This is a genomic window from Streptomyces sp. NPDC047971 (genome assembly GCF_040653355.1).
Taxonomy (GTDB): domain Bacteria; phylum Actinomycetota; class Actinomycetes; order Streptomycetales; family Streptomycetaceae; genus Streptomyces.
The window spans coordinates 21,929-34,226 of record NZ_JBEZNW010000016.1 but is presented as its reverse complement, the minus strand read 5'-3'; the positions used below and the strand labels follow the sequence as shown (position 1 = coordinate 34,226).

At 72.8% G+C, this 12,298-nt stretch carries 9 protein-coding genes; 4 read left to right on the top strand and 5 right to left on the bottom strand.

Annotation, left to right across the window (positions count from 1 at the left end; translation table 11 throughout):
- Positions 1-47: 47 nt before the first annotated feature.
- Positions 48-1,208: an NlpC/P60 family protein gene (locus tag AB0D99_RS17155; protein WP_362361945.1), complete on the bottom strand. Its 1,161-nt coding sequence runs from the start codon at positions 1,206-1,208 to the stop codon at positions 48-50.
- Between the two features lie 273 nt (positions 1,209-1,481).
- On the opposite strand from AB0D99_RS17155, the gene pcrA reads away from it, so the two are divergent.
- Positions 1,482-3,932, top strand: a complete 2,451-nt coding sequence (pcrA, locus tag AB0D99_RS17150) for a DNA helicase PcrA (protein ID WP_362361942.1) — start codon at positions 1,482-1,484, stop codon at positions 3,930-3,932.
- A 72-nt stretch (positions 3,933-4,004) separates the two neighbouring features.
- On the opposite strand, the gene AB0D99_RS17145 is transcribed toward pcrA, so the two are convergent.
- Both AB0D99_RS17145 and AB0D99_RS17140 read right to left on the bottom strand, forming a co-directional pair.
- Positions 4,005-5,477, bottom strand: a complete 1,473-nt coding sequence (locus AB0D99_RS17145) for a peptidoglycan DD-metalloendopeptidase family protein (RefSeq protein ID WP_362361939.1) — start codon at positions 5,475-5,477, stop codon at positions 4,005-4,007.
- Between the two features lie 288 nt (positions 5,478-5,765).
- Complete coding sequence (locus tag AB0D99_RS17140; RefSeq protein WP_362361936.1) at positions 5,766-6,554, bottom strand: alpha/beta fold hydrolase; 789 nt, start codon at positions 6,552-6,554, stop codon at positions 5,766-5,768.
- A 301-nt stretch (positions 6,555-6,855) separates the two neighbouring features.
- Here AB0D99_RS17140 and AB0D99_RS17135 point away from each other — a divergent pair, with 301 nt between their 5' ends.
- Positions 6,856-7,263 (top strand): cobalamin B12-binding domain-containing protein, encoded by a 408-nt coding sequence (locus AB0D99_RS17135; protein WP_260229324.1) that lies wholly within the window; start codon positions 6,856-6,858, stop codon positions 7,261-7,263.
- A 138-nt stretch (positions 7,264-7,401) separates the two neighbouring features.
- Here the strand turns inward: AB0D99_RS17135 and AB0D99_RS17130 are convergent, their stop codons facing one another.
- Together AB0D99_RS17130 and AB0D99_RS17125 are read right to left on the bottom strand one after the other, a co-directional pair.
- The gene (locus AB0D99_RS17130) at positions 7,402-8,988 is read right to left on the bottom strand and encodes a DUF5691 domain-containing protein (protein ID WP_362361932.1); all 1,587 of its coding nucleotides are present in this window, start codon (positions 8,986-8,988) and stop codon (positions 7,402-7,404) included.
- A gap of 38 nt (positions 8,989-9,026) precedes the next feature.
- Positions 9,027-10,391, bottom strand: a complete 1,365-nt coding sequence (locus AB0D99_RS17125; protein ID WP_362361929.1) for an SWIM zinc finger family protein — start codon at positions 10,389-10,391, stop codon at positions 9,027-9,029.
- A 145-nt stretch (positions 10,392-10,536) separates the two neighbouring features.
- On the opposite strand from AB0D99_RS17125, the gene AB0D99_RS17120 reads away from it, so the two are divergent.
- Together AB0D99_RS17120 and AB0D99_RS17115 are read left to right on the top strand one after the other, a co-directional pair.
- Positions 10,537-10,956, top strand: coding sequence for a hypothetical protein (locus tag AB0D99_RS17120; protein ID WP_362361926.1), 420 nt, complete (start codon positions 10,537-10,539; stop codon positions 10,954-10,956).
- A 110-nt stretch (positions 10,957-11,066) separates the two neighbouring features.
- The gene (locus AB0D99_RS17115; protein ID WP_362361923.1) at positions 11,067-12,269 is read left to right on the top strand and encodes an AAA family ATPase; all 1,203 of its coding nucleotides are present in this window, start codon (positions 11,067-11,069) and stop codon (positions 12,267-12,269) included.
- The last annotated feature ends 29 nt before the right edge of the window (positions 12,270-12,298 follow it).

Sequence of the window (12,298 nt, the reverse complement as noted above, 5' to 3'; positions counted from 1 at the left end):
CGGCTCCTCGTGTCACGGAGCCGGCTCCTCGTGTTCCGGGAAACGGCTCAGGCGGGGCGCACGCTCCCGTAGATCGGCATGTAGTAGATCGACTCCTCGCGGACGTTGGCCCCCGGCTTCGGGGCGTGGATCATCTTGCCGCCGCCGATGTACAGACCGACGTGGCTGATGTCGTCGTAGAAGAAGACGAGGTCACCGGGGAGCAGGTCCGCCGTCGCGACCCGGGTCCCCGCCTCCACCTGGTCCCAGGTGGTCCGGGGCAGCTCGACGCCGGCGGCCTTCCAGGCGGCCTGGGTCAGCCCCGAGCAGTCGTACGAACTCGGCCCCGTCGCGCCCCACACGTACGGCTTGCCGATCTGGTTCCGCGCGAACGCCAGGGCCTTCTCCGCCTTCGCCGCGTACGTCGAGTCGCTCGTCCCGCCGGTCGCCGGCGGCTCGGGCTGCTCCTTGGCCGCCTCCTCCTGGCGGCGCCGCTCGGCCTCCGCGGCCGCCTTGGCCGCCGCCGCGGCCTCGGCCTTCGCCTGCTCCTCCGCCTTGCGCCGCGCCTCGGCCTGGCGCTTGCGCTCCAGCTCCGCCAGCCGGGCCTTCTCCTCGGCCGTCAGCCGGGCCAGCAGGGTCCGCGCCTCCGCCAGCTTCCGCTGGACGTTCTGCTTGCTCGTGCGCAGGGTCGCCTGCGACTCGGTGAGGCTCTCCAGGCTCTTCGTCGCCTCCGCGCGCTGCTTCGCGGCCTCGGCGCGCTTGCCCTCGTAGTCCGCCACCGCGCTGTGCTGCCGCTCGGAGAGCCGGTCCATGAGGTGGGTCTGGTCGAAGTACTGCTGCGGGCTGTCGGCGAAGATCAGCGCGGCGGTGGGGCCGACCGCCCCGGCCCGGTACTGCGCCGCCGCGTACGAGCCGAGCGCGCGCCGGGACTCGTTGATCGCGTCCGTCCGCTTGGCCACGTCGTCGAGGATCCGGTCGACCTTGCGGCGCTGCTGGTCGGTGGACTCCTTGGCCCGGTTGTACTCCTGCGTCGCCGTGCCGGCCTGCCGGTAGAGGTCGTCGACCTTCTTCTGGATCTCCTCCACCGTCGGCTTCGGCGGCGCGGGAGCCGCCTGCGCGCTCTGGGTGGAAAGCAGCGTCACCGACGCTATGGCGGCCGTCGTGACCCCGACGGCGGGGGAGTGCGGACGTGTGCTGCGCGGCTTGCGATGGGACGCCAAGACCGGCATCTCCTTCCCTGGCCGCCGAGTTGCGCAGGCCCAACTGGCAGGGGAGAGGGCCGGGTTCGGCGTGGGCTGCCCGCTCGGCGCGATTTGCCGCCGGAGGGGACGGGCTGCTTGGGCGAGCACGCTAGCCAACTCGTGGGGGTGCTGTGAAGGTCGATGTTCGATATGTCCGATACATTTTCGTGACCTGAAGCGGAACGTCACCCTCCGTGAGATTCCGCTCACTTCGGGAGGTGGCGGCGGGCTGTCGGTGCGGCGGCCTAGACTCGATAGGCGATGAGCAGCCTCTTTGACGACAGCTTCCTGGCGAGCCTCCAGAACCACTCCTCGGAGGAGCCTCCGCCCCCGCCCGAGGACGACCACCACCACGGCGCCCCGGCCGCGGAGGAGGTCCCGCACGACCTCTTCGAGGGGCGCTTCGACGCCCCGCCGGCCAGGGACGCCTACTACCGCGACGGGGCCGCCCGCCCCGTCGTGGACGCCGCCGCGCTCCTGGACGGGCTGAACGAACAGCAGCGCGCCGCCGTCGTCCACACCGACGCCCCGCTGCTCATCGTCGCGGGCGCCGGCTCCGGCAAGACCCGGGTGCTCACCCACCGCATCGCCCACCTCCTGGCCACCCGGCACGTCCACCCCGGCCAGATACTGGCGATCACCTTCACCAACAAGGCCGCCGGCGAGATGAAGGAGCGGGTCGAGCAGCTCGTCGGCCCGCGCGCCAACGCCATGTGGGTCATGACGTTCCACAGCGCCTGCGTCCGCATCCTGCGCCGCGAATCGAAGAGGCTCGGCTTCACCTCGTCGTTCTCGATCTACGACGCCGCCGACTCCAAGCGCCTCATGTCGCTGGTCTGCCGCGATCTGGACCTCGACCCGAAGAAGTTCCCGCCGAAGTCCTTCAGCGCCAAGATCTCGAACCTCAAGAACGAGCTGATCGACGAGGAGACCTTCGCCGACCAGGCCGCCGACGGCTTCGAGAAGACGCTCGCCGAGGCGTACCGGATGTACCAGGCGCGGCTGCGCGAGGCCAACGCCCTGGACTTCGACGACATCATCATGACGACGGTCCACCTGCTCCAGGCGTTCCCGGACGTCGCCGAGCACTACCGCCGCCGCTTCCGCCACGTCCTCGTCGACGAGTACCAGGACACCAACCACGCGCAGTACACCCTCGTACGGGAGCTGGTCGGCACCGGCTACGAGGACCTGGAACCGGCCGAGCTGTGCGTCGTCGGCGACGCGGACCAGTCGATCTACGCCTTCCGCGGCGCGACCATCCGCAACATCCTCCAGTTCGAGGAGGACTACCCGAACGCGACGACGATCCTGCTGGAGCAGAACTACCGCTCCACGCAGACGATCCTCTCCGCCGCCAACGCGGTCATCGAGCGCAACGAGTCCCGCCGCCCCAAGAACCTGTGGACCAACGCCGGTGCGGGATCGCAGATCACCGGCTACGTCGCCGACACCGAGCACGACGAGGCCCAGTTCGTCGCCGACGAGATCGACCGGCTCACGGACGCGGGCGACGCGAAGGCCGGCGACGTCGCCGTCTTCTACCGGACGAACGCCCAGTCCCGCGTCTTCGAGGAGATCTTCATCCGCGTCGGCCTGCCCTACAAGGTCGTCGGCGGCGTGCGCTTCTACGAGCGCAAGGAGGTCCGCGACGTCCTCGCCTACCTGCGGGTTCTCGCCAACCCCGAGGACAACGTCCCGCTGCGCCGCATTCTGAACGTGCCCAAGCGCGGCATCGGCGAGCGCGCCGAGGCGATGATCGACGCCCTCTCCCTCCGGGAGAAGATCACCTTCCCGCAGGCGCTGAAGCGCGTCGACGAGGCGTACGGCATGGCCGCCCGCTCCGCCAACGCCGTCAAGCGCTTCAACGCGCTGATGGAGGAGCTCCGCACGATCGTGGACTCCGGCGCCGGTCCGGCCGTCGTCCTCGAAGCCGTCCTGGAGCGGACCGGCTACCTCGCCGAGCTGCAGGCGTCGACCGACCCGCAGGACGAGACCCGGATCGAGAACCTCCAGGAACTGGCCTCCGTGGCGCTGGAGTTCGAGCAGGAGCGCGGGGAGGAGGGCGGCACGCTCGCCGAGTTCCTGGAGCAGGTCGCGCTCGTCGCCGACTCCGACCAGATCCCCGACGAGGACGAGGAGGGGTCCGGGGTCATCACCCTGATGACGCTGCACACCGCCAAGGGCCTCGAGTTCCCCGTGGTGTTCCTGACCGGCATGGAGGACGGCGTCTTCCCGCACATGCGGGCCCTCGGCCAGGCCAAGGAGCTGGAGGAGGAGCGGCGGCTGGCGTACGTCGGCATCACGCGCGCCCGCGAGCGGCTGTATCTGACCCGCTCCTCGATGCGCAGCGCCTGGGGCCAGCCGTCGTACAACCCGGCCTCCCGCTTCCTGGAGGAGATCCCGGCGACGTATCTGGAGTGGAAGCGGACCGGTCCCATGGTCAAGCCCGCCGGGCCGACCTCGGGGATCACCTCCTCGCTCTCCTCCTCCCGCGCGCGCTCGGGACCCTCGGGCTTCGCCACCCGCCGGACCAGCGACAAGCCGGTGATCACGCTGCAGGTGGGCGACCGGGTCACGCACGACCAGTTCGGCCTCGGCACGGTCATGCAGGTCACGGGCGCCGGTTCCGACGCGCAGGCGACGATCGACTTCGGTGACGAGAAGCCCAAGCGGCTGCTGCTGCGGTACGCGCCGGTCGAGAAGCTGTAGCCGGACCGACGGAGACGACGAGAGGGGCCCCGGCCATCGGCCGGGGCCCCTCTCTCGCGTCCGTGCGAGGTGTCAGCCGGTGGGGCTGAGTCCGTGGCTGCGCAGCCACGCCTCGGGGTCGATCGCCGCGCCGCCGTTCGGCCGGACCTCGAAGTGGAGGTGCGGGCCGGTGGAGTTGCCGGAGTTGCCCGAGTACGCGATGACGTCACCGGCCTTGACCTTGCCGCTGCGGATCTTGGTGCTGCTCAGATGGCAGTACCAGGTCTCCGTGCCGTCCGCGGCTGTCACGATCGCCATGTTGCCGTAGGCGCTGTTGTACTGGGTGCGGACCGTGCCGTCGGTCGCGGCCATCACCTTCGTGCCGTACTGCACCGGGAAGTCGATGCCGGTGTGCACGGACATCCAGTTGACGCCGGCCTGACCGTAGCGCGCGCTGAGCTCGTGCAGCTTCACCGGAAGCGCGAACTTGGGGCGCAGCGCCTCCTTGCGGGCCGCCTCCTCCTCGCGCTTCTTCTTCTCGGCCTCCTGGCGCAGCTTGAGGTCGATGCGCTCCTGGGTGCGGCTGGCGCGGTCACCGAAGTCGCGGGCGTCGGCGCTGAGCGCCGCGAGCTGGGTGTCCAGCTCGTTGTTGGCGGCCACGGGCTTGACCGAGGCCGGGTCGGCGGCGGCGAGCGCCGTCGTGTCGTCCTTGGTGTCACCCGCGTCGGCGAGCCCGCCGACGGAGGCGGCGGCGATCCCGGCGACGCCCATGACGCAGGCGGACGGGACGGCGACGGTCAGCAGGGCGGAGCGCTTGGCGGGCGTACGGCGACGGCCTCGGCCGCCACCGGAGGAACGGCGCACCGGGCGGGCGGCGGTCGCCGTCGCGCCGACCGGGCTCTCGACGGCCGGTTCCTCGGGCTCCGCCGGGGGCTCGTAGACGTACTCGAAGGTGTAGCCGTCCGTCTCCGGGTCCGCGTACGGGTCGTCCTGCGAGAGGACCTCGAACTGCGCGGTGTGCTCGGCGTACTCGGGCTGGGGGGCGTACTCGGGCTGGTGCTCGGCCGGCTGTGCGGCCTGCTGCTCGGGCACGAACTCGTACTCGGGGGTGTACTGCTGCGGAACGACCGGGTCCGCGACCAGAAGGTCCTGCTCCGGCGTGGCGTAGTTCCAGGCGGTGGCGTCGTACGTGCCCGTCTCGGAGCCGGGGGTCGTCCACTGGCCGGTGGTGTCGTACGAGGTGAGGTGCGCGGACTCGTACGGGCCCGTCTGCTGCGCCTCGCTCCAGGCCGTCGCGTCCCACTGGCCCGTGGTGTCGTACTGGACCGAGACGCCGTACTGGCCGGTGGTGTCGTACTGCTGCGTCATCGGCTGCTGCGCGGCGTAGGTGTCGTACGTGCCGGCGTCCCACTGGTGGCTGCCGTTCCACTGAGTGGTGTCGTACTGGCCGCTGTGGCCCGCGTCGTAACCGCCCGGGAGGGCACCGAAGAGCGGGTCGGTGGCGAAGCCGCCGGTGCTGTGGGCGTCGTCTCCGACGTACCCGGCGTGGGGGTGCTGGTCGTTCACCAACTTCTCTCTCGCCTCGGCGGCAGGACCAGCCCGGGTCGGGCCCGCGAAGGGTGTCCCGGGGTTAAGCAGTGGCGCGACTGTACCCGGCGGTATACGAGCGCGACAATCTTCCGAGGGTTTTGGGTCCACAGGAAACGGGCAATCGGCCGTGTTTCGGCGGCCCGGCGGCAGAGCTTTGGCTCTGTGTTCGAGGAACGTTCGAAGAACAGTTACCTTCTGGCGGGTCGTCAGGCGTGTGTGTGCCGGGATATGCGCCGGGTCGCACGCCGGGGTGCGGGCGCGGGATCACGCCACGGACGCGGCTCCCGGCTCGGTCCCCGGCGTGGCGGCCGCGTCCTCGGCGTCGAGGGCGTCGCGGATGCCGGCCACCACGGTCGGGTGGACCGGCAGGGCGAGGTGGCCGATCCCGCTGACGCGCACGTTGTGCACCCGCAGATCGGGGTGGTCGAGCCGCGCCGTCTCCACCGGGACCATCACCTGGTCGAGGTCGCTCCAGAAGCTGACGCAGCGCGTGCGGCAGCCGGGCGCGGGCTCGGCGAGCTCCAGGAGCACCTCGGAGCCGGGGCGCATCTGCCGGATCAGGGGGTGGGCGCCGACCCACGGTGCGGCGGCCGTGCCGGAGTGCGGGGTGCCGAGCATGACGAGCGTGCGCACCCGCGTGTCGCCGCCCAGGCGCTGTACGTAATAGCGGGCGATGAGCCCGCCCAGGCTGTGGCCGACGAGGTCGACCTCGTGGTGGCCGGTGCGGGCGCAGAGCTCCTCCACGTGCCGGCCGAGCAGTGCGGCGGCGGAGCGGAGGTCACCCGTGAGCGGAGAGTAGTTGAACGACTCGACGGGGTGACGGCCGTGCCGGGTGAGGGCGCGGCGCAGCAGGACGAAGACCGAGCGGTTGTCGACGAAGCCGTGCAGCAGGACGACCGGCCGCCCGGTGGCCGTGCCCGCGCGCGGGGCGGGTGTGGGGCGCTCGGCGGTGATGCCGGAGGGGTAGAGGATCAGATGGCCGGTGAGGATCGCCAGCTCCAGGGCGTTGGCCTTCAGCGCAGTCGTGACCTTGGTGAGCCGGGTGAGCTCCATCGGCGACCTCCCGAAACGGCACGCGGGCGCCGGAACGGCGGTGCGGTGCGCCGTACCTCCGTGCCGTGCGGCTGACGGCGCGGAGGTACGGCACCCCCGTAGCGGCTCCCTTGCGCACGACCCGATTGCGGCTGGTGGACCCCGTGTGGGGGCCCGGGAGGGTCCGGCGCAGGCGAACAATGTCCCACCGTGTGATTTCCCCCTCGCCGGGCTCCGCGAAACGGTCACGTGCGGGATGCTGGCGATAACGTTCGTTCACCTCCCCGGCAAAGGCGCCCGGGGGTCGCATGTGGAGGCAGTGATGGGTGTGACCGGTCCGATCCGCGTGGTGGTGGCCAAGCCGGGTCTCGACGGCCACGATCGCGGGGCCAAGGTGATCGCGCGGGCACTGCGCGACGCCGGCATGGAGGTCATCTACACGGGGCTGCACCAGACGCCGGAGCAGATCGTGGACACGGCGATCCAGGAGGACGCCGATGCGATCGGCCTCTCCATCCTCTCGGGCGCGCACAACACGCTCTTCGTGAAGGTCCTGGAGCTCCTGAAGGAGCGCGACGCGGAGGACATCAAGGTCTTCGGCGGCGGCATCATCCCGGACGCGGACATCGCGCCGCTGAAGGAGAAGGGCGTGGCGGAGATCTTCACGCCGGGCGCGACGACGGCGTCGATCGTGGCCTGGGTGAACGCGAACGTCCGCGTCGCGGCGTAGTCCGGACCGGGACGGCCGGGCGCCCGGGGTGCTCGCACCCGCCACGCCCGGCCGCCGGCGCGGCGGAAACCGCGCCGGCGAGGCCGTTGCCGCGCGCCACTTCGAACGCTCGTTCTCCCGTCGCGCCGCGTCGACCGGTCACCCCGCCAGTTCCGCCCGCATCGTCGCGCGGAGGCGCAAGGTGGACACCAGGCGCTGGAACGCCTCCGACCAGTAGCTTCCGGCACCTGGGGAGGCGTCCTCCGGTTCGGTGGGGAGTGCGGTCAGGGACTCCAGCTGCGGTGCCGCGTCCGGGGACAGGCAGCGCTCCGCGAGGCCCATCACCCCGCTGAAGCTCCAGGGGTAGCTGCCCGCCTCGCGGGCGATGTCCAGGGCGTCGATCACCGCTCCTCCCAGCGGTTCCGCCCAGGGCACCGTGCACACGCCGAGCAGCTGGAACGCCTCCGACAGCCCGTGGGCCGCGATGAACGAGGCGACCCAGCGCGCCCGCTCCTCCTCCGGAAGGGTGGAGAGAAGCTTCGCCCGCTCCGCGAGCGACGCGATGCCGGGGCCGGTCGCCGGCGGGGCGGCCGGGGCGCCGAGCAGGGCCCGGGACCAGCCGGCGTCCCGCTGCCGTACGGCGGCCCGGCACCAGGCGGCGTGCAACTCCGCCTGCCAGTCGTCCGCGACCGGAAGGGCGACGATCTCCTCGGGCGCCCGCCCGCCGAACCGCGCCCGCCAGCACGACAGCGGCGCGGACTCGACCAGCTGCCCCAGCCACCACGACCGCTCGCCGCGCCCCGCCGGCGGCGTGGCGATCACCCCGTCCCGCTGCATCGCCTCATCGCATTCGTGCGGGGCTTCGACGACGACCGTCTCTGCCCCCTTCGTGCGGTCCAGCGAGACACAGGACGAGGCGCGCTCCGCCATCCGGCCCGCGAGCGCCGAGTCGGGCAGCGCGGAGAGCAGCTCGGCGGCCGTGGAGCGCACATTGCGACTGCGGTCCGTCAGGGCGGCTTCCAGGAACTCCTCGTCCGCGCCGGACAGCCCGGCCCTCAGCGAGTCCAGGAACATCAGCCGGTCCTCCGCCCGCTCGGCCGACCAGGTGGAGCGCAGCAACTCCAGGGCGGCCGCCGCGTCCTCGGCCCGTAGGGAGGCGAGGAGCGAGACCCGCTCCGCGAACAGCCCCTCCTCCCACAGCTCCCGGACCGCTTCGCCGTCCCGCGGGTCCGGGAGCGCCGGACTCCCGCCCGCGCCGCGCAGGGCGAACCTCCACTCCGGGTTCAGCCGGGCCAGCCAGAGTCCGCGCGGGCCGGCCAACGCCAGTGCCTGGGGCCGTAGATCGGTACGCGCGCGGGCGGCGTCGAGGAGGGCGGGCAGGGCCGAGGCGGGCGCCTTGTAGCCGTGGTCGTTGGCGGCGGCGAGCCACTGCGGGAGCAGCTCGGCGAGGTCGGGCGCGGCGCCGCGGCGCCCTCCCGACGGTGTGGCCGCCGTGCGGCCCGCGAGCAGCTGGGCGAGGCGGTGGCGGGCGGCCTCGGGCAGCTGTCTGCGGGTGTCCGCGGCCGCGGGCTCGGGCGCGGGGGCGGCGGGCCCCGGCCTCAGCCCCGCCCTGCGCCGGACGGTGTGCAGCGCCGCGGCGTCCAGCAGCGCGACGGGGGCGCCCCCGGCCGCCGTCCCGGGGAGAGCGGGCGGCCTGCGGTCCGTGCCGAGCAGCGCCGAGGTGACGAGTTCTTCCCATGCGTCCATCGAGGTCCTCCAGGCTGTCGTCGGGCGGTCGTGCGGACTCAGTGGAGCGGGACCGTCTCTCCGGGGGCGTCGGCGGACCAGGCGGCGAGCGGGGTGAACCCGCGGTGCCCGCACTCCCCGAACACGGTCACCGGCCCCCCTCCGGAGAGCGCGGCGAGCCGCCACAGGCCCGGCCGCCCGAGGGCGGGGCCGCTGAGCGGCAGCGCCTCCCCGCCGCCCGCGACCGGCGACGCGTCGGCGAGCTGCCAGCCGTGCTCCGTCGGCAGGGGGACCACGTCGGAGAGCGTCACCGGCCAGGAGTCCAGCCAGGGGTCCTCGCGCAGGGCGATTCCGTAGGCGTTCAGAGCGTCCCCGACCGTGCCGCCCGGGGGCGGGGCGTCGAGCGGGGCGGGAGCCGAGAAGAGCTCGCCGAGGTCGGCCCGCAGCGCGCCCGCGCCCGCGTGCGGGGTGAGCGCGGCGTCGACCGTCATGCCCACGGGGAGGCCCAGTTCGGGCGCGCGCCCCATCGCTCCGAAGGAGAGGAGCAGCGCCGTGCGTCCGGTCCTCGCGCCGTGCAGCCAGATGCGGCGCGTCGTCAGCTTGCCGTCCGTGGAGTCGTACTGCGCGAGCACCCGCCACTCGTCCCGCACCGAGTCGTCCCGCGCGGCGGCGGGCAGTCCCACGCGCGTGCGGACGGTCGCCGCCAGCGGGCCCGGGAGCCGGTCCACGGAGAGCCAGGCGCGGTCCAGGAGATGAGTCAGCGCGCACTCCTCCAGGAGCCGGACCGGCCAGCCGGGCCCCGAGCCGGGAATCGCGCCCAACTCCCGCACGCGACCCGCGAGGCCGGGTGCCTGCGCGTCGACCATGCGGGCCGCCGTCTCCTCCCACAGGCCGTACCCGGACTGCTCCGCCGAGGCGAGACCGCCCCGCAGGAGATCGGCGAGCCGCTGCTCCAACTCCTCGGCGCCCGCCGTGATCCGGGCGGCCCGTCGCTCGGCCCGGCGGCGCGCCGCCTCCGGATCGGCGGCGCCCGCCCGGCCGGAGCCGTGCGCCTCGCGGGCCCGGGCGCCCTCGGCGCGCCTGCGTCTGCCCTCCAGCCACTGCCCCGCCCAGTCCGGAGCGTCACCGTGCCCTGAGTCCACTCCGTCCGAGGCCCAGAGCAGCAGCAGGCCCAGCGCGTGCTTGCACGGGAACTTGAAGCTGGGGCAGCTGCACGAGTACGCCGGGCCGGTGATGTCGACGACCGTGCGGTAGGGCGTGCTGCCGCTGCCCTTGCACAGACCCCAGACGGCGCCCTCGCCGCTCCCGCCCGTGCCCGACCACGGCCCGGCCGTGCCGAGCTTGCCGCCCGCTCTGCGTGAGGCGTCGTCAGGAGCCAGAGCCAGCACCTGATCCGCCGTCCAGCGCACCCCCTGTGTATCCATGACCACGACGGTAGGGGGCCCCACTGACAACGATCCTGACCTGCGATTTCAGGCACCTGCGGCAGTCCCGGCGGGTCATTTGACTTTACCTTCCCTTTGCGATTGTGTGCGGAGGCAACCACGGAACCCACGGGGGAGACACCTCATGAAGCGCAGCATCCGCACCACCGTCGCGGTCCTCGCCGCCACCAGCCTCGCGTTCGGCCTCGGCGCCTGCTCCGCCGCCGCCGACAAGGCCGCGGACCAGGTCGACAAGGCCGTCAACGAGACCTACGAGGTCACGTACGAGGTCACCGGCAAGAACATCGAGTCGATCGAGTTCCACGGCGGCAGCGGTTCGGCCATGGAGCCGAAACTCGAGAAGGAGACCAAGCCGGCCACGCCGTGGACGAAGACGGTGACGCTGAAGGGCGTCATGCCGCCCGCCGTCATGCCGCTCTCGCTCGACCCGGCGGCCGACCTCACCTGCAAGGTCATCCACAAGGGCAAGGTCATCAAGGAGGCGAAGGGCGAGCAGGCGATGGCCGGCGGCTGCGTCGCCGTCTCCCCGATCGCCGGCGGCTGACTCCCTTCCGCACCCGCGGACTTGGCCCCCTGACCGCGGCGACGGCCGATTGTCAGTGGCGTGGTGCACGGTGGATCCCACAACAGGTCGAACGATCTGGAGGGGGATCCATGACCGTGCCCGAAACCATCACGAGCGCCGTCCCCGGTGCCGGAAGCGGCACCGGGGCGACCGCGCCGACCGGAGCGGAGGCCGGCTTCGGGGCGGGCGGCGACACCGGCGTCGCATCCGGCGCCGAGGTCCTGCGGCCCCACGCCGAACACGCCTTCGCGGACGAGCTCAAGGCGCTCGCCGCCGCCGACGACCGCCCGCGGCCCGCCCGTTGGCAGCTCTCGCCGTGGGCCGTCGCCACCTACCTCCTCGGCGGCACGCTGCCCGACGGGACCGTGATCACGCCGAAGTACGTCGGACCGCGCAGGATCGTCGAGGTCGCCGTCACCACACTCGCCACCGATCGGGCGCTGCTCCTGCTCGGAGTGCCCGGCACCGCCAAGACCTGGGTCTCCGAACACCTCGCCGCCGCCGTCAGCGGCGACTCGACCCTGCTGGTCCAGGGCACCGCGGGGACGCCCGAGGAGGCGATCCGCTACGGCTGGAACTACGCCAGGCTGCTCGCCCACGGCCCCAGCCGGGACGCCCTCGTGCCCGGTCCCGTCATGCGCGCGATGTCCCAGGGCCTGACCGCCCGCGTCGAGGAGCTCACCCGCATCCCCGCCGACGTCCAGGACACGCTCATCACGATCCTGTCCGAGAAGACCCTGCCCGTGCCGGAGCTCGGCCAAGAGGTGCAGGCCGTACGGGGCTTCAACCTCATCGCCACCGCGAACGACCGCGACCGCGGGGTCAACGACCTCTCCAGCGCGCTCCGCCGCCGCTTCAACACCGTCGTGCTGCCCCTGCCGGCCACGCCGGAGGCGGAGGTCGACATCGTCGCCCGCCGCGTCGACCAGATCGGCCGCTCCCTCGACCTGCCCGCCGTCCCCGAGGGCGTCGAGGAGATCCGCCGGATCGTCACCGTCTTCCGCGAGCTGCGCGACGGGGTCACCACGGACGGCCGCACGAAGCTCAAGTCCCCCTCGGGGGCGCTGTCGACGGCCGAGGCCATCTCCGTCGTCACCGGCGGCCTCGCCCTGGCCGCCCACTTCGGCGACGGAGTCCTGCGCCCCGCGGACGTCGCCGCGGGCATCCTCGGCGCCGTCGTCCGCGATCCGGCCGCGGACCGGGTCATCTGGCAGGAGTACCTGGAGACGGTCGTCCGGGAGCGCGACGGCTGGAAGGACTTCTACCGCGCCTGCCGCGAGGTGAGCGCGTGACGACGCCTTCGACGGTGACGGCCGGCGAG

Excerpts from the sequence above, each read along its gene's own strand:
- AB0D99_RS17155 (WP_362361945.1), bottom strand. The coding sequence starts at position 1,208 with ATGCCGGTCTTGGCGTCCCATCGCAAGCCGCGCAGCACACGTCCGCAC.
- pcrA (WP_362361942.1), top strand. The coding sequence starts at position 1,482 with ATGAGCAGCCTCTTTGACGACAGCTTCCTGGCGAGCCTCCAGAACCAC.
- AB0D99_RS17140 (WP_362361936.1), bottom strand. The coding sequence starts at position 6,554 with ATGGAGCTCACCCGGCTCACCAAGGTCACGACTGCGCTGAAGGCCAAC.
- AB0D99_RS17135 (WP_260229324.1), top strand. The coding sequence starts at position 6,856 with ATGGGTGTGACCGGTCCGATCCGCGTGGTGGTGGCCAAGCCGGGTCTC.
- AB0D99_RS17130 (WP_362361932.1), bottom strand. The coding sequence starts at position 8,988 with ATGGACGCATGGGAAGAACTCGTCACCTCGGCGCTGCTCGGCACGGAC.
- AB0D99_RS17125 (WP_362361929.1), bottom strand. The coding sequence starts at position 10,391 with ATGGATACACAGGGGGTGCGCTGGACGGCGGATCAGGTGCTGGCTCTG.
- AB0D99_RS17120 (WP_362361926.1), top strand. The coding sequence starts at position 10,537 with ATGAAGCGCAGCATCCGCACCACCGTCGCGGTCCTCGCCGCCACCAGC.
- AB0D99_RS17115 (WP_362361923.1), top strand. The coding sequence starts at position 11,067 with ATGACCGTGCCCGAAACCATCACGAGCGCCGTCCCCGGTGCCGGAAGC.